The sequence below is a fragment of the Pseudomonas sp. NFR09 genome (assembly GCF_900111535.1).
In the GTDB taxonomy this organism is placed as follows: Bacteria; Pseudomonadota; Gammaproteobacteria; order Pseudomonadales; family Pseudomonadaceae; genus Aquipseudomonas; species Aquipseudomonas extremorientalis.
In genome coordinates this window covers 504,689-519,264 of record NZ_FOIH01000003.1, presented here as the reverse complement: position 1 = coordinate 519,264, position 14,576 = coordinate 504,689, and the positions used below count along the sequence as shown (strand labels likewise).

At 63.2% G+C, this 14,576-nt stretch carries 14 protein-coding genes; 8 read left to right on the top strand and 6 right to left on the bottom strand.

Annotated features, from left to right (window positions below; all coding sequences use genetic code 11):
* Window positions 1-105 precede the first annotated feature (105 nt).
* The gene (locus BMX59_RS09895; RefSeq protein ID WP_092244140.1) at window positions 106-576 is read left to right on the top strand and encodes a DUF1289 domain-containing protein; all 471 of its coding nucleotides are present in this window, start codon (window positions 106-108) and stop codon (window positions 574-576) included.
* 131 nt (window positions 577-707) lie between these two features.
* On the opposite strand, the gene BMX59_RS09890 is transcribed toward BMX59_RS09895, so the two are convergent.
* Window positions 708-1,571 (bottom strand): universal stress protein, encoded by an 864-nt coding sequence (locus tag BMX59_RS09890; RefSeq protein WP_093121199.1) that lies wholly within the window; start codon window positions 1,569-1,571, stop codon window positions 708-710.
* A gap of 154 nt (window positions 1,572-1,725) precedes the next feature.
* On the opposite strand from BMX59_RS09890, the gene BMX59_RS09885 reads away from it, so the two are divergent.
* Entirely contained in the window at window positions 1,726-2,328 is a 603-nt protein-coding gene (locus tag BMX59_RS09885) for a MiaE family protein (RefSeq protein ID WP_071487932.1), read from the top strand.
* Here the strand turns inward: BMX59_RS09885 and BMX59_RS09880 are convergent.
* Window positions 2,284-3,483 carry an MFS transporter gene (locus BMX59_RS09880; RefSeq protein ID WP_093121198.1) on the bottom strand — a complete coding sequence of 400 codons (1,200 nt, stop codon included), beginning with the start codon at window positions 3,481-3,483 and terminating at the stop codon, window positions 2,284-2,286. The genes BMX59_RS09885 and BMX59_RS09880 overlap by 45 nt on opposite strands.
* Before the next feature lie 157 nt (window positions 3,484-3,640).
* On the opposite strand from BMX59_RS09880, the gene BMX59_RS09875 reads away from it, so the two are divergent.
* Both BMX59_RS09875 and BMX59_RS09870 read left to right on the top strand, forming a co-directional pair.
* Window positions 3,641-4,348, top strand: a complete 708-nt coding sequence (locus BMX59_RS09875) for a winged helix-turn-helix domain-containing protein (RefSeq protein WP_071487930.1) — start codon at window positions 3,641-3,643, stop codon at window positions 4,346-4,348.
* The gene (locus BMX59_RS09870; protein ID WP_092244127.1) at window positions 4,349-5,626 is read left to right on the top strand and encodes an ATP-binding protein; all 1,278 of its coding nucleotides are present in this window, start codon (window positions 4,349-4,351) and stop codon (window positions 5,624-5,626) included.
* A gap of 106 nt (window positions 5,627-5,732) precedes the next feature.
* Here BMX59_RS09870 and BMX59_RS09865 read toward each other — a convergent pair whose 3' ends face one another.
* From BMX59_RS09865 to BMX59_RS09850, 4 genes are all read right to left on the bottom strand, one after another.
* Entirely contained in the window at window positions 5,733-6,524 is a 792-nt protein-coding gene (locus tag BMX59_RS09865; RefSeq protein WP_093121259.1) for a MipA/OmpV family protein, read from the bottom strand.
* Between the two features lie 17 nt (window positions 6,525-6,541).
* Complete coding sequence (locus BMX59_RS09860; RefSeq protein WP_093121197.1) at window positions 6,542-8,356, bottom strand: serine hydrolase domain-containing protein; 1,815 nt, start codon at window positions 8,354-8,356, stop codon at window positions 6,542-6,544.
* 94 nt (window positions 8,357-8,450) lie between these two features.
* The gene (locus BMX59_RS09855; RefSeq protein ID WP_093121196.1) at window positions 8,451-8,939 is read right to left on the bottom strand and encodes a GFA family protein; all 489 of its coding nucleotides are present in this window, start codon (window positions 8,937-8,939) and stop codon (window positions 8,451-8,453) included.
* 33 nt (window positions 8,940-8,972) lie between these two features.
* A complete protein-coding gene (locus BMX59_RS09850) occupies window positions 8,973-9,863 on the bottom strand; it encodes a LysR family transcriptional regulator (RefSeq protein WP_093121195.1) in 891 nt (296 codons plus the stop codon).
* Window positions 9,864-9,994: 131 nt separating this feature from the next.
* On the opposite strand from BMX59_RS09850, the gene BMX59_RS09845 reads away from it, so the two are divergent.
* The 4 genes from BMX59_RS09845 to BMX59_RS09830 are packed head-to-tail and all read left to right on the top strand — an operon-like array spanning window position 9,995 to window position 14,568.
* The gene (locus tag BMX59_RS09845) at window positions 9,995-10,813 is read left to right on the top strand and encodes an HTD2 family dehydratase (RefSeq protein WP_093121194.1); all 819 of its coding nucleotides are present in this window, start codon (window positions 9,995-9,997) and stop codon (window positions 10,811-10,813) included.
* Window positions 10,814-10,841: 28 nt separating this feature from the next.
* A complete protein-coding gene (locus BMX59_RS09840; protein WP_093121193.1) occupies window positions 10,842-12,005 on the top strand; it encodes an acyl-CoA dehydrogenase family protein in 1,164 nt (387 codons plus the stop codon).
* 10 nt (window positions 12,006-12,015) lie between these two features.
* Complete coding sequence (locus BMX59_RS09835; RefSeq protein WP_093121192.1) at window positions 12,016-13,365, top strand: MmgE/PrpD family protein; 1,350 nt, start codon at window positions 12,016-12,018, stop codon at window positions 13,363-13,365.
* A gap of 9 nt (window positions 13,366-13,374) precedes the next feature.
* Window positions 13,375-14,568, top strand: a complete 1,194-nt coding sequence (locus tag BMX59_RS09830; protein WP_093121191.1) for a CaiB/BaiF CoA transferase family protein — start codon at window positions 13,375-13,377, stop codon at window positions 14,566-14,568.
* The last annotated feature ends 8 nt before the right edge of the window (window positions 14,569-14,576 follow it).

The window sequence follows — 14,576 nt, the reverse complement described above, 5'->3', positions numbered from 1 at the left end:
AAAAAATTTCTAAAGGTAAGTTGCCTGACCAAGTTTGCTGGGTGATCACGCTTAGACAAAGGGCTAACATGGCGCATTGTTTTGCTGATCTGCGTGTCGTTACCCATGTCCAACCAAACCATCAAGACCCCCTGCGTCGGCCTGTGCTCCACGGTTTACGGCGATCTGGTGTGCCGTGGCTGCAAGCGCTTCCACCACGAAGTGATCCAGTGGAATGGCTATAACGAGGAAGAAAAACGCGCGGTCTGGCTGCGATTGGAGCAGCTGTTGGTGCAGGTGATGGCCGGCAAACTGGAGGTCTTCGACCCCAAGACCCTGCGCGGCCAGCTGGAACAGCGCAAGATCCGCTTCGTGCCGCACCAGTCCGAGTACTGCTGGGCCTACCAGTTGATCGCCCGGGGCGCGCGGGTGATTTCCAACCTGGAGGCGTATGGGATGGTGCTATTACCGGAATTTCGCGATTGGCCGTTGCCGGACCTGCGCGATGCGATTGACCGTGAGTTCTTTATCCTGTCCGAGGCGCATTACCAGCGCTATATCGCGCCGGGTCTCCTGCGCGATGTGTTTTCCACCTGACAACGGATAACCCCGTGGGAGGGGGCTTGCCCCCGATGGCAGTGTGTCAGCCCGGGATTTATCAACTGACACACCCTCATCGGGGGCAAGCCCCCTCCCACTTTTTATCTTCATTGTTTGAAAGGTCGGCATCAGGCCTTGGTGGCCTGCTCCACCAGACGGTCCATCACTTCGTCAGGTTTCAGCACCAGCACATCACTCTCCAGGGCATCCAGCACCACCTCTGCGGTGTTACCGATCAGCGCCCCGGAAAGACCTGTGCGCCCCACGGTGCCGATGATGGTGACCGCCGCCGGCAATTGGTGGGCAAGGTAGGGGATCAGTACATCGGCAGGGCCTTCTTCAATATGCAGGTGCTTGTCATCCACATCGAACTCAGCCTGGAACGCCCTGCATTGCTCGCGATACCGCGCCTGGATGGTTTCCTTGAGTTGGAACGTCGGGTCCGCCGCCGACAGCATCGGTGACGGATGTGCGCTGATCACATGCAACTGCGCCTTGGCCAGGTTGGCGATATCAAAGCCATGGTCAATGATCGAATTGTGCAGCGAACGGTGTTCGCCATCGGTGTTGCCTACGTCGATCGCCGCCAGGATCTTTCCGCCGGTCCAGGGTGTAGACGTCTTGACCAGCAATACCGCGCTCGGGCAATAGCGCAGCAGCTTCCAGTCCGCCGGCGTCAGCAGGGCTTTTTTCAGTGGACTGTCCGGGAAATGCTGTTTGATCACCAGCCCGCAGCCTTCGGCCTGCTGCACGTCGATAATGGTTTCATGCAGGCTGGTATTCCATGCCTGCTCGGTGCTGACGTGGTAGCCATCTTCCTGCAGGCCCGCCTTGAGCAGCGCCAGCAGCGCCGAGTGCTCATGCTTCTTGTCGCACACCAGCAAGTGCAGGTGTGCGTCGGTGACCCCGGCGATCAGCTTGGCGCGCTTGAGGGCCAGGCTTTCCGAATGTTCGGGTTCGATGACCACCAGAATGCTGCGGATGGCTTGCATGATCGGGATCTCCATAAAAAGGGCGGGGCCTGGAACAACTATAGTTGCTGGCGCGCGCACGTCATGTTGATGCACATCAAGGCCGGTGGCTGGTGGTCTGCGGCGGGGTCGGTATAATCGCCGGCCTTTTGTGATCCTTTTGCCCGTGAGCCCGATGAACCTGCCAGAAATCCACGAATTCCTCGGTTGCCGCACCCCTGATGCCTGGGTCCAGGCCGCGCTGGCCGATCAGGAAACCCTGCTGATCGACCACAAGAACTGCGAATTCAAAGCCGCCAGCACCGCCCTGAGCCTGATCGCCAAGTACTACAGCCATGTCGACCTGATCAACATGATGTCGCGCCTGGCCCGCGAGGAGTTGGTGCATCACGAGCAGGTCATGCGCCTGATGAAAAAGCGCAAGATCGAGCTGCGCCAGCTGCATGCCGGGCGCTACGCCTCGGGCTTGCGCAAAGTGGTGCGCAGCCATGAACCGGTGAAACTGGTGGACACCCTGGTGGTCGGTGCTTTTATCGAAGCGCGCAGTTGCGAGCGTTTCGAAGCCCTGGTGCCGCATTTGGACGAAGAACTCGGCAAGTTCTATTTCGGGCTGCTGAAGAGCGAGGCGCGGCACTTCCAAGGTTACCTGAAGCTGGCGTACCAGTACGGCGACGCCAAGGACATCGCCCAGGTGATCGAGCGGGTCAGGGCGACCGAGCAGGACCTGATCGAGTCACCCGACATCGAGTTCCGCTTTCACAGTGGCGTGCCAGCCTGAGGCCACGGCCACACCGAGCAATGCGGCGATCCCGGCCAGCAGCAGGATCACCGCCTGCGTCCCCAGCGGCGCCGCCAGCAACGCCACCGCCAGGCCCGCCAAGGGTTGCGGCAGGTTGTTGAGCAGGGTGATCACGCCCACGGTCTTGCCGAAGTCCTGCGCGGGGATCACCCGCTGGCGGGTGCTGCGCAGGTAGACGTTGAACATCTTGTCGAAGCCGGTCACCAGCAGGAAACCCACGGCATACAGCCATACGCCGGGGCTTGCGGCCATGATCAACGCCCCCACCCCGATCATCGAATACGACAAGCCACCCAGCACTTTCAACGGCAGGCCGGCCCGGGCCAGATAAAACAGAATGCCGATGGTCACCAGTGCACCCGCTGCCTGCAGCAGGGCATAGGCGTCCTTGTCTGCTGCAAAGTGGCCGGTGACCATCGCCGCCGATGTGGCCAGGGTGACGCCAATGATCAGGTTCACCCCCACGGCCAGGGTGATGATCCGTTTCAAGTCCGGCAGGCTGCGGATATGCCCGAACGCAATCTTCAGCGGTTGCAGCCAGATATCCTGATGCTGTTCGAAGGTTTCCAGGTGCGCCGTGCTGGAGCGTTGCCACGCGCGCATCGCCAGGTCGGCCAGTACAAACAATCCGGCCACTCCCAGCACCACCCAATGCCAGGCCCAGACTTCCAGCATCAGCGCCGCCACCAGCGGCCCCAGCACCAGCCCGCTCTGGTCGGCGATCTGCGAGTAGGAGAGGGTCTTGGCGTAGCTGTAGTGCGCGAAGATGTGCGGCATCAGCACTTCCCGCGCCATGATGCCCTGGGTCGTCAGCACCCCGCACAACGCCGAGAGCAGGACAATCCAGTAGAGGCCATCGAACACCCCATGCAAGACCACCGCGAGCACACACGCCAGCGCCCGGTAAACCTGGCTGATCTGCAGCAGGCGCACTGGCACGAATTTATCGCACAAGGCGCCACACACCGGGAACGCCAGGTAACGCGGTAGCGACTCGACGAAGAACGCCAGCCCGGCCCAGGCTACACTCTGCGTGGTCTGGAATACGATCAGGGGCACAATGAATAGCAGGATCTGGTCCGCCAACCGCGAGAGGAACAGCGAAACAAAGAACGCCAGGTAATCCTTGCGCATACAACTCCCTGTGGCTGGCGTTAAAGAGTGCGGGATATTTGTTAAAAACTCTTAAAAGCATGAAGCTTCGTCGGCAACGGCTGGCCAGTTGCTTAAGTTGGGCAGCTTGCCACTTATAATGCCCGCTCTTCAATCTGCGTCTGCACACTGAGAACTTATGGAAAACCTGGGGCTGGGCAAGGTCTTGCTCGTTGAAGACGACGAAAAACTCGCGGGGCTGATCGCGCACTTCCTGGAGCAGCATGGCTTCGAGGTGCGCGTGGAGCACCGGGGCGATGAGGCCCTTGCAGCGTTTCTGGCGTTCAAGCCGAAGATCGTCGTGCTGGACCTGATGCTGCCTGGCCAGAGTGGCCTGCATGTGTGCCGTGGGATCCGCACGGTGTCTGACACGCCGATTGTGATCCTCACGGCCAAGGAAGATGACCTGGACCACATCCTGGGCCTGGAGTCCGGTGCCGACGATTATGTGATCAAACCGATCAAGCCGCCCGTGCTGCTGGCGCGCCTGCGTGCCCTGCAACGGCGCCAGGCCCCGGAGCCGACGGTGCGCGGTGCCCTGGCGTTCGGGCGGTTGGCCATCGATCGCAGTTGCCGGGGGGTCAGCCTGGGGGATGACAAGATCGATCTGACCACCATGGAATTCGAGCTGTTATGGCTGCTGGCCAGCAACTCAGGCACGATCCTGTCCCGCGATGACATCCTCAACCGCATGCGCGGTATCGCGTTCGACGGCCTCAACCGTAGCGTCGACGTGTACATCAGCAAACTGCGCAGCAAGCTCAACGACAACCCCCGTGAACCGGTGTGCATCAAGACCATCTGGGGCAAGGGCTACCTGTTCAACCCGTTCGCGTGGGAGGCTTAAATGCTGCGGCTGTTTCTGCGCCTGTATGTGATCCTGGCCCTCGGTCTGGCGGGGGCGATCTGGCTGGTCAACTACACCTTCGACGAGCTGCTGCCCGAAGCCAACGAAACCTATAACCGCGAAGCCTTGCGCGGCCCGGCGTATGCCCTGGTGGAACAGCTGCGTCCGCTCGGCGCCGAGCAACGCCAGGCCCGGCTGGCCGAGTTGCAGCCCCATTATGGGCTGCATTTGAGGTTGGTCCAGAAGGACACCCAGGCGCTCACCGAACGCGAGACACAACTGCTGGCCGCTGACTTGCTGGTGGTGCGCGGTGATTTCATGGAGTTCCTCGCCAGCATTGACGGTGGCCCGCAGTTGCTGGAAATCAAACTGCCGGAAGAGCCCAAGTGGCTCTACCTGTGGGCCTATGGTTTTCTCGGGGTGTGCCTGGCGATCGTCCTGTATTTCTGGGTACGCCCACACTGGCGCGACCTGGAGCATATTCGCCTGGCCGCACAACGCTTCGGTGACAACGACCTCGGTTCACGCATCCTGCTGCCGCGCCGTTCCACCGTGCGCGAGCTGGCGGGGCACTTCAATCAGATGGCCGAACGCATCGAAAGCCTGATCGCCAACCAGCGCGAACTGACCAACGCCGTGTCCCACGAGCTGCGCACGCCGATTGCGCGCCTGTCGTTCGAACTCGACCAGCTCAAGCAACAAGTCGACCCGCGTCTGCGCGGCGAACTGATTGCCGACATGTATGCCGACCTGGGCGAGCTGGAAGAAATGGTCTCCGAACTGCTCACCTACGCCAGCCTGGAGCGCGGCGCCACCCAGGTCACCCGCGAGCGCATCGAGGCCCACAGTTGGCTCGACAGTGTGATCGGCAGCGTGGCGCTGGAGGCCGAAGCCGCCGGTATCCAGTTGTCGTTGCGCACCTGCGAAGTGGACTACATCCAGATCGAACCGCGTTTTATGGCGCGGGCGGTGATCAACTTGCTGCGCAATGCCATTCGGTATGCCGAGCGGCGTGTGGAAGTGTCGCTGGTCAAGTTCGGCAGTGGCTATGAAGTGCGGGTGTGTGATGACGGCCCAGGCGTGCCGGAGGAAGGCCGCTCGAAGATCTTCCAGCCCTTCATGCGCCTGGACGACAGCCGCGACCGTCGCACCGGTGGCTTCGGCCTGGGCCTGGCACTGGTGCAGCGGGTGTCGCAGTGGCACGGCGGCCAGGTGCAAGTGCAGGATTCGGAATGGGGCGGCGCGTCGTTCCGGATGACCTGGGCGTACGCCGAATAGCGCTTTTACATTCAATGGAGATCCAAGTGTGGGAGGGGGCTTGCCCCCGATAGCGATATGGACTGATGCACCGCCATCGGGGGCAAGCCCCCTCCCACCTATCCAATCAGAACGTGTATTCCAGCACGCCCATCACCGACGTCTGCAACCGTCGCTCCACAATCGGGCTCTTGCCCGCTTCATCCGCCAGGTACTGCACATCCAGCAAGGTCGAGAACTCGGTGTGCTCGCTGATCGGCAGGCTCCAGGCCAGGTTCAGGCCATTGCTGATATTGCCGGCACCGGCCTTGTAGGCCTTGAAGCGGCTGCGCGCGGCTTGGCCGGTAGTGACGCCGTACCAGGTCTGCATATAGTCACGGTCGCCAAAGTGGCTGTTGATGCTGGCATCGACGGAGCCATAACGCCCCTCGTACAGCGTGGTGCCCAGACTCAATTCCAGATGGGTGAACGCCTTGCCGCTGTCCTTGTGGTCATCTTCCTTGAGGGCGTGTTCCAGGGTCGCGCCGACAATGGCGCCGCCGAGATTGTAGTGGGCACTCACGCCCAGTTGCGGGCGTGACTTGATTTCGCCCATGCCCTTGAGGCGCTTGGAGCCCAAGTGCAGGGATTCGTTCTTGTCCTTGCGCGATGCGCTGGCGCCGATATACGCACTGAAACTCAAGGCGTTGCCTTCGTAGCCCCAGCCCAGGCCCTTGTCGGTATCGAGGAAAATTCCCCAGGGGCTGACAATGGCGCCGCCGAACACCGGGGCAGTCATGCGCTCGTCACTGCCGCTGTAGCGCGGCAGATTGGCCACGCCGGCTTTGAGGCTGTAGGTCCAGTCTTCGGCCAGTGCTGCGTCGGCGCCTGCCAGCAAACACAGCGAGGTGAGGGACAGGCAGAGGTTTTTGGGGCTCATCAGGGTTTTCATGTCGGTCAGAAACTCAAGGGTGGATGGGTACGTTTGAAGGAGTAGCCCGAGGCGCTCAGGCCGTTGACCTGGCGGCTGACGGTGTCGCCCAGGCCATAGCCGTTGCCGGCGAGCACGGCATGGGCGTTGTCCACGGGCAGCAGGATGTAGTCGGTCAGCGGCTCGTCGTGCAGTTGGCCGCGAATCACCAGGAAACCTTCTTCCAGGCGCACGCTGATGCCGCTCAACGGCGCATCGGGCTCGTGGGTGTTGAGCACTTGGTAGGTCCCGACGGTGTCGGCCCAGGCCATGGGCAAGGGTGGCGGGTCGATGCGTTCACCGATGGCGATGCGCTGGCCGTGGCTGCGCGCGGTGAGCATCTGCCGGCCCTGCACGGTGATCACATCCAACTGCACGCGGCCGAGTTCGCCGAGGTCCTTGAGCCAGAACCCCAGGACTTTCTTCTGCGCGCGCAGCCAGCCGTGATCGTCACGCAGCAGCTCGAAGTCGTAGCCGGCCAGTTCACCGCGCAGCCGCCCGGCGTCGTCCCGGATGCGGAATACGCCCCAGGCGGTGGCGTAAAACCCGGACAGGCGCTGGCGGTCGACGGCGGCCGGCACCTGGCGCAACTTGAGCCCGTGGCGGGGCGCCTGGCAGTCTTCGCTGCACACCGGTTCGCCGGTCTGCGCCTGGAGCATCAGGCGCAGGGTGTCGGTGGTCAGCGTGGCAACCAGGTCTTCGGCATTGCTGTCGTTGGCCATGATGATCACCGCCAGTTGCTGGTCTGGCAGCAGGCTCAACTGCGCGGCGAAATCATCGCCGCCACCGCTGTGCTGATAGGTGCGCACCCCAGGCCCGACCGGCTCGTCACCGCACGGTGCGAGAAACCAGGCCAGACCGATCCGGCAATCGAAGTCCAGGGCGTTGCCGGTGTTTTGCTGGGTAAACATGTCATCGATGGAGCGCTGGTTCATTACCCGGTTGCCCTTGTACAGGCCCTCGGCGAACAGCATCTGCACGTAATGGCTGAGGTCCTTGGGGCTGGCCCACAAGCCGCCGGCCGCCAGGTCGCGCACCTGCGCGTCGGTGCTGGCGATACCGTCCTGATAGCCCTGGGCGCGATAGCTCACCTGTGCGGCGGTGCCGATAAAACTCGCCTGGTTCATCTCCAGCGGCTTGAGCAGGCTGTGTTGCATTTGGGCCTCGAACGCTCTGCCGCTGCTGCGCTCGATCGCCGCGCCGACCAGCGCATAACCCAGGTTGGAATACGCCACCTGGGTGCCGGGCGGTGTACTCAGCCAGACGCCGGACAGGCGCATCGGCATCTGCCCCATGGCATAGCTGTTGCGCAGGTCGCGCAGGTGCTCGCTGGGCAGGCCGGATTGATGGCTGAGCAGGCGGCGCAAGGTGATGTCGCGGTCGGCGGCCTGCTGGTCGGTGTGGAAGCGCGAGCGCACGTAGAACTCGCGCAATGTCTGTTGGATCGGTGCATCCAGCGCCAGCCGCTGCTGTTCAACCAGTTGCAGGGCCGCGCTGGCGGTGAGCAGCTTGGAGATCGCACCGGCGCGAAACGCCGTGTTCGGCGTCACCGGCACGCCCAGTGTTTTGTCGGCCAAGCCGAACCCAGCGGCCCAGATCAACTCCTGGCCATTGACCAGGGCAATCGACAAACCGGGCACGTTGGCCTGGGCCATGTCCCGGGGGATGCGGGTTTGCAGGTAGCGGATGATCGCGCTGTAGTCGCCCTTGGGGATCGGCGGCGGGGCAGAGGCTTGCCCATGGCAGCCGATGCTGCCCAGCAGGCAACCGAGCAATGGAATACCGCGCAATGTGCGAAGCATGAAGAGCACCCGGCAGGTGGTTTGGATGCTCGAATGCTAGGGGCGTGGTGCCTGGGGGTCTTTGACAGCTTTGTCGAGAAACTGTCAAAGAGTGTTAACGCACCAGCCCATGCCGCTCATGCCACTGGGCAATGGATTCTTCGGGATATTCATTGAACTGCTGATCGCCCTTGCGCAACGTGACCTCCACCCACGGCGCCTTCGACCCCAGCATCAAGTGCGTATGGTCCGGCGGCACCGGCAATGGTGTGTCGATGGCCGAGGCAAACGGGTGGATCAGCTCCGGCCATTCCGGGCTGAACACCCACAGCGCGCTGCCGCACTGCGAGCAGAAGTGCCGCTCGGCGCTACTCGCATGGGCACGGCTGGCGCCTTCGGGCTTGAGTCTGGCGTGGTAGATCGAAATGGATTTGCGTCCGCGCACCTTCAAACTCGCGGTGTTACCGGCCAGGTTGATCGCGTAACCGCCACCGCCCTGGGTCTTGCGACAGATCGAGCAGTAGCAGCGCTGGTAAGGGTAGGGGTGGGCACTGGTGAGGCTGAACGTGACGGCGCCGCAATGGCAGGATCCTTCGAGCTGCATGGGCTGACTCCTTTGGCAAGGTGACTGATCAGCTTAGGCGTTTTCCGGCATCAGTGTGGCAATCAACGCCCGAATGGTGCCGGGTAACGCCTCCAGCTCCCGCACCAGGATGCTGCGCTCGCGGATTGCCCACGGCTCATCCAGCTTCACCGCCACCAGCCGCATGGTACGGCTGTGGCGTACAGCGGCGGACTCGGGAATGATGCCGATGCCCACGCCGGCTTCGACCATCCGGCAGATCGCCTCGAAACTCGACACCTGGATGCGCAGCGACAAGTGCTTGCCCAGCCGCTCGACGTGTTCACGCAGGAAGCTCAGCAAGGTGCTGCCTTCATGCAGGCCGATGTGCTGGTAGGCGAGGGTCTGTTCCAGGGTGACTGAGGGTTGTTGCGCCAGTGCATGCCCCACCGGCACCATCAGCACCAGTTTATCCGTGCTGAAGTGCAGCACCTGCAACCCCGAGGCTTCCACGGGGCCGGCGATGATGCCCATGTCGCTGGTGCCATCCAGCACACCACGCACGATGTCGCGGGACAGGCGCTCCTGCAGGTCCACCGTTACGCCAGGGCGCTGGGACAGGAAGCCCGCCAGCACCTCCGGCAAGAACTCGGTGACCGCCGTGGTGTTGGCAAAAATGCGGATATGCCCGGCGGAATCCACGCCGTATTGGGTGAATTCGCTTTTCAGGTAATCCACCTGACGCATGATCAACCGCGCATGGTGCAGCAGGCGTTCCCCGGCCGGGGTGATCTCCACGCCACGGCTGTCGCGGTACAGCAGACGCGTGTCGAGTTGGCCTTCGAGGGCCTTGATCCGCGCACTGGCGGCGGCCGGCGAAAGAAACGCACGCTTGGCGCCCTGGGTCAGGCTGGGGGATTCGGCGATGTGGATAAACAGGCGCAGGTCGGCCAGATCGAAGTGCATGCAAGACTCCCGGGACAGGATGGCGGCGTTCAGCATAACCGAACGCTGGTTTATTGAAATGCAAATTCCCGGAACGGGTGCGTCCTTGCATGATCCGGGGCAGACACTCACTGCCCGAGGACCTGCACCCGATGAGCGCCACCGATTGGATCGGCCGAAGCGAAACCGCCCACGACCACCTCAGCCATAACCTGCTCAAGCGTATTGCCGCCACCTTCGGCGAAGCCGTGCCCGAAGACGGCGCGGATATCCCGCCGCTGTGGCAGTGGTGTTTCTTCCAGGACCCACTGCCGGAAACCGCCCTGGGCAGCGACGGCCACCCGGCCCGTGGCGGCTTCCTGCCGCCAGCCGACAATCGCAATCGCATGTGGGCCGGTGGGCGCATCGAGTTCCTGCATGCCCTGCGTGCCGGCGAGGCGGCGACCCGGGTGTCGACCATCACCCAGGTCGAAGAAAAGACCGGCCGCACCGGCGCGCTGCTGTTCGTCACCGTGCGCCACGACTACTCCCAGCAAGGCCGCCTGGCGATCCGCGAGGAACAGGACATCGTCTACCGCGAACCCACGCCGCCCAAATCCGGCAGCGGCGAGGCGCTGGAGCAGGGCGAGTGGTCCGAAACCGTCGACCCCACGCCGACCCTGCTGTTTCGCTACAGCGCGGTGACCTTCAACGGCCACCGCATTCACTACGACTACCCCTATGTCACCGGCACCGAAGGCTACTCGGGACTGGTGGTGCACGGGCCGCTGATCGCCACCCTGGGCCTGCGCGCGTTCTGCCGCGCCCATCCTGAAGCCACCTTGCGCCGGTTTGCCTATCGCGGTGTGCGCCCGTTGATTGCGCCGCAACCTTTTGAAGTAGGCGGGCGCGTCACCGAGACCGGCGTAGCCCAACTGTGGGCCGGCAATACCGATGGCCTGGCGCAGCAAGCCCAGGTGCATTTCGAATAATCCAAGAACAACAGGCGGAGAGCCGCAGATGAACCCGAATGACAACGAAGAACTCAATGCCATCCGCGACGGCGTGCGCGCCTTGTGCGCTGAATTCGATGCCGCTTACTGGCGCCGGATCGATGAAGAGAAGGGCTTCCCCGAAGCCTTCGTCAAGGCGCTGACCGACGCCGGCTGGCTGTCGGCGATGATCCCCGAAGAATACGGCGGTTCCGGCCTGGGCCTGGCCGAAGCTTCGGTAATCCTTGAAGAAGTGAACCGCTGCGGCGGCAACTCCGGCACCGTGCACGGCCAGATGTACAACATGTTCACCCTGTTGCGGCACGGCAGCGAAGCGCAGAAACGCTTCTACCTGCCCAAGCTGGCCAGCGGCGAATTGCGCCTGCAATCGATGGGCGTGACCGAGCCCACCACCGGCACCGACACCACCAAAATCAAGACCACCGCGATCAAGCGCGGTGACAAATACGTGATCAACGGCCAAAAGGTGTGGATCTCGCGGATCCAGCATTCCGACCTGATGATCCTGCTGGCGCGCACCACGCCGTTGGCCGAGGTGAAGAAGAAATCCGAAGGCATGTCGATCTTCCTCGTCGACCTGCGCGAAGCCATCGGCAACGGCCTGACCGTGCAGCCCATCGCCAATATGGTCAACCACGAGACCAACGAGCTGTTCTTCGACAACCTGGAGTTGCCGCTGGACAGCCTGATCGGCGAAGAGGGCAAGGGTTTCAAATACATCCTCGACGGCCTCAACGCCGAACGCACGTTGATCGCCGCCGAATGCATCGGCGACGGCCGCTGGTTTATCGAAAAAGCCTGCGCGTATGCCCGTGACCGCGTGGTGTTTGGCCGGCCCATCGGGCAGAACCAGGGCGTGCAATTCCCGATTGCCGAAGCGCATATCGAGATCGAAGCGGCTGACCTGATGCGCTGGCGTGCCTGCGAAGAATACGACAGCGGCAAGCATGCCGGTGCCAGCGCCAACATGGCCAAGTACCTGGCGGCCAAGGCGTCCTGGGAGGCGGCCAATGCCTGCCTGCAAACCCACGGCGGTTTCGGCTTTGCCTGCGAGTACGACGTGGAGCGCAAATTCCGCGAGACGCGCCTGTACCAGGTGGCGCCGATCTCCACCAACCTGATCCTGTCCTACGTGGCCGAGCACCTGCTCGAACTGCCACGCAGCTTCTGAGGGCCCGACCATGAGCCATACCCAAGCCTTGTGTCGGTTCCTGGCGGACCTGCACTACGCACAGTTGCCCGAAAACGTCCTGGCGCGCACCGAAGATTTGTACCTGGACTGGCTGGCCTCGGCGCTGGCGAGCAAGGGCGCGCATCCGATTCCATTGTTCGAGCGTTATGCGCAGAAGATGGGGCCGAGCAACGGCCCGGCGCAAGTGATCGTCAATGGCGCCGGCAGCAGCGCCTACTTCGCCGCGTTGGTCAACGGTGCTTCGTCGCACCTGGTGGAGCAGGATGACCTGCACAACAGCTCCGTGTTGCACCCGGCCACCGTGGTGTTTCCGGCTGCCCTGGCCGCCGCCCAGGACCTGGGCAAATCCGGCCGCGACTTGCTGCTGGCCTCGGTGGCCGGCTACGAGGCTGGTATCCGTATCGGCGAATTCATGGGGCGCTCCCATTACCGCATCTTCCACACCACGGCCACCGTCGGCACGTTGGCGGCGGCGGTCGCGGTGGGCAAGCTGCTGGATTTCAACCAGGAACAATTCATCAACCTGCTCGGCAGTGCGGGCACCCAGGCCGCCGGCTTGTGGGAGTTCCTGCGCGATGCCGCCGACTCCAAGCAACTGCACACCGCCAAGGCGGCAGCGGATGGGTTGCTCGCCGCATACCTGACGGCGGATGGGCTGACGGGGGCGCGTAATATCCTGGAAGGTGACCAGGGCTTGGCGGCGGGCATGTCCAGCGATGCCGAACCGAGCAAGTTGTCCGCCGGCCTTGGCAGTCGCTGGGCGCTGCTGGAAACCTCGTTCAAGTTCCACGCCTCGTGCCGCCATACCCATCCGGCCGCCGATGCGCTGCTGGACCTGATGCAACGCGAACGTCTCGCCGCCGCCGATATTGCCCGCGTCGAAACCCGCGTGCATCAAGGCGCGATCGATGTGCTGGGGCGCGTGAACGTGCCGACCAGCGTGCACCAGGCCAAGTTCTCCATGGGCACCGTGCTGGGCTTGATTGGCGTGCATGGCAAGGCCGGTCTCACCGAGTTCCATGAGCTGGCATTGACCGATCCAGCCGTCTCGGCTTTTCGCGACAAGGTCAGCATGACCTTCGACCCCGAAGTCGACGGCGCCTACCCGCAACGCTGGCTCGGCCGCGTCACCGTCACCACGCAGGATGGCCGCACGCTGCATGGCGCTATCGACGAGCCCAAGGGCGATCCGGGCAACACCCTGAGCCGCGCGGAGCTGGCGGATAAATTCCAGCGGCTGAGCCTGTTCAGCGGCGCCCGCACCCCGGCCCAGGCCAACGCCCTGATCGAGAAGGTCTGGAATTTGCGCAACGCCACGTCCATGGCCCACTGGCTCTGAGGAACTGTCATGACTAACCCGAGACCGCTGGACGGCATCACCGTTGTCAGCCTGGAACATGCGATTGCAGCGCCATTCTGCACACGCCAGTTGGCAGACCTGGGCGCCCGCGTGATCAAGATCGAACGCCCCGGCGCCGGCGACTTTGCCCGTGGCTACGACGAGCGCGTGCGCGGCCTGGCCTCGCATTTCGTGTGGACCAACCGTTCCAAGGAAAGCCTGACCCTGGACCTCAAGCAGGACGAGGCAGGCGCTATCCTCGACACCCTGCTCGCCGACGCCGATGTGCTGGTGCAGAACCTGGCGCCCGGCGCGGCGGCGCGCATGGGCCTGTCGTTCGAGGCGCTGCACGAGCGTTTCCCACGGTTGATCGTCTGCGATATTTCCGGCTACGGCGAAGGCGGGCCGTACGAGAAAAAGAAGGCCTACGACCTGCTGATCCAGAGCGAAGGCGGTTTTCTCTCGGTGACCGGTGGCCCTGGCGACGACCAGATGGCCAAGGCTGGTTGTTCCATCGCCGACATCTCGGCAGGCATGTACGCCTACAGCGGCATCCTCTCGGCGCTGCTGCTGCGCGGCAAGACGGGCAAGGGCAGTCGCATCGACGTGAGCATGCTGGAAAGCCTGGTGGAGTGGATGGGCTACCCGATGTATTACGCCTTCGACGGCGCACCGCAGCCACCGCGTGCCGGCGCTGCGCACTCAACGATCTACCCCTATGGGCCGTTCCCCACTGGCGATGGTGGCACCGTCATGCTGGGGTTGCAGAACGAGCGCGAATGGGCGGCATTTTGCGACAAGGTGCTGCTCACGCCTGAACTGGCGGCGGACGAGCGTTTCAGCGCCAACTTCAAGCGCTCGGCTAACCGTGAAGTGTTGCGCCAGATCATCGTCGACCGCTTTGCGCAATTGGATGCCGAAGCGGTGATCCAGCGCCTGGAGGAGGCGCAGATCGCCAGCGCCCGGGTCAACGATATGCAAGGCGTGTGGGACCACCCGCAACTCAAGGCGCGCGACAGCTGGCGTGAGGTCGACAGCCCGGCCGGTCCGCTGCCGTCGCTGTTGCCGCCGGCCCGCAATGCCGCGTTCACCCCACGCATGGACGGCGTTCCGGCATTGGGTCAACACAGCCAGGACATTCTCGATCAGCTCGGTTACTCCGGCGATGCCATCGACAGCCTGCGCGCGCGCGGCGTTATCTGAATAAGGAA

Excerpts from the sequence above, each read along its gene's own strand:
- BMX59_RS09895 (WP_092244140.1), top strand. The coding sequence starts at position 106 with ATGTCCAACCAAACCATCAAGACCCCCTGCGTCGGCCTGTGCTCCACG.
- BMX59_RS09890 (WP_093121199.1), bottom strand. The coding sequence starts at position 1,571 with ATGCAAGCCATCCGCAGCATTCTGGTGGTCATCGAACCCGAACATTCG.
- BMX59_RS09885 (WP_071487932.1), top strand. The coding sequence starts at position 1,726 with ATGAACCTGCCAGAAATCCACGAATTCCTCGGTTGCCGCACCCCTGAT.
- BMX59_RS09880 (WP_093121198.1), bottom strand. The coding sequence starts at position 3,483 with ATGCGCAAGGATTACCTGGCGTTCTTTGTTTCGCTGTTCCTCTCGCGG.
- BMX59_RS09875 (WP_071487930.1), top strand. The coding sequence starts at position 3,641 with ATGGAAAACCTGGGGCTGGGCAAGGTCTTGCTCGTTGAAGACGACGAA.
- BMX59_RS09870 (WP_092244127.1), top strand. The coding sequence starts at position 4,349 with ATGCTGCGGCTGTTTCTGCGCCTGTATGTGATCCTGGCCCTCGGTCTG.
- BMX59_RS09865 (WP_093121259.1), bottom strand. The coding sequence starts at position 6,524 with ATGAGCCCCAAAAACCTCTGCCTGTCCCTCACCTCGCTGTGTTTGCTG.
- BMX59_RS09860 (WP_093121197.1), bottom strand. The coding sequence starts at position 8,356 with ATGCTTCGCACATTGCGCGGTATTCCATTGCTCGGTTGCCTGCTGGGC.
- BMX59_RS09855 (WP_093121196.1), bottom strand. The coding sequence starts at position 8,939 with ATGCAGCTCGAAGGATCCTGCCATTGCGGCGCCGTCACGTTCAGCCTC.
- BMX59_RS09850 (WP_093121195.1), bottom strand. The coding sequence starts at position 9,863 with ATGCACTTCGATCTGGCCGACCTGCGCCTGTTTATCCACATCGCCGAA.
- BMX59_RS09845 (WP_093121194.1), top strand. The coding sequence starts at position 9,995 with ATGAGCGCCACCGATTGGATCGGCCGAAGCGAAACCGCCCACGACCAC.
- BMX59_RS09840 (WP_093121193.1), top strand. The coding sequence starts at position 10,842 with ATGAACCCGAATGACAACGAAGAACTCAATGCCATCCGCGACGGCGTG.
- BMX59_RS09835 (WP_093121192.1), top strand. The coding sequence starts at position 12,016 with ATGAGCCATACCCAAGCCTTGTGTCGGTTCCTGGCGGACCTGCACTAC.
- BMX59_RS09830 (WP_093121191.1), top strand. The coding sequence starts at position 13,375 with ATGACTAACCCGAGACCGCTGGACGGCATCACCGTTGTCAGCCTGGAA.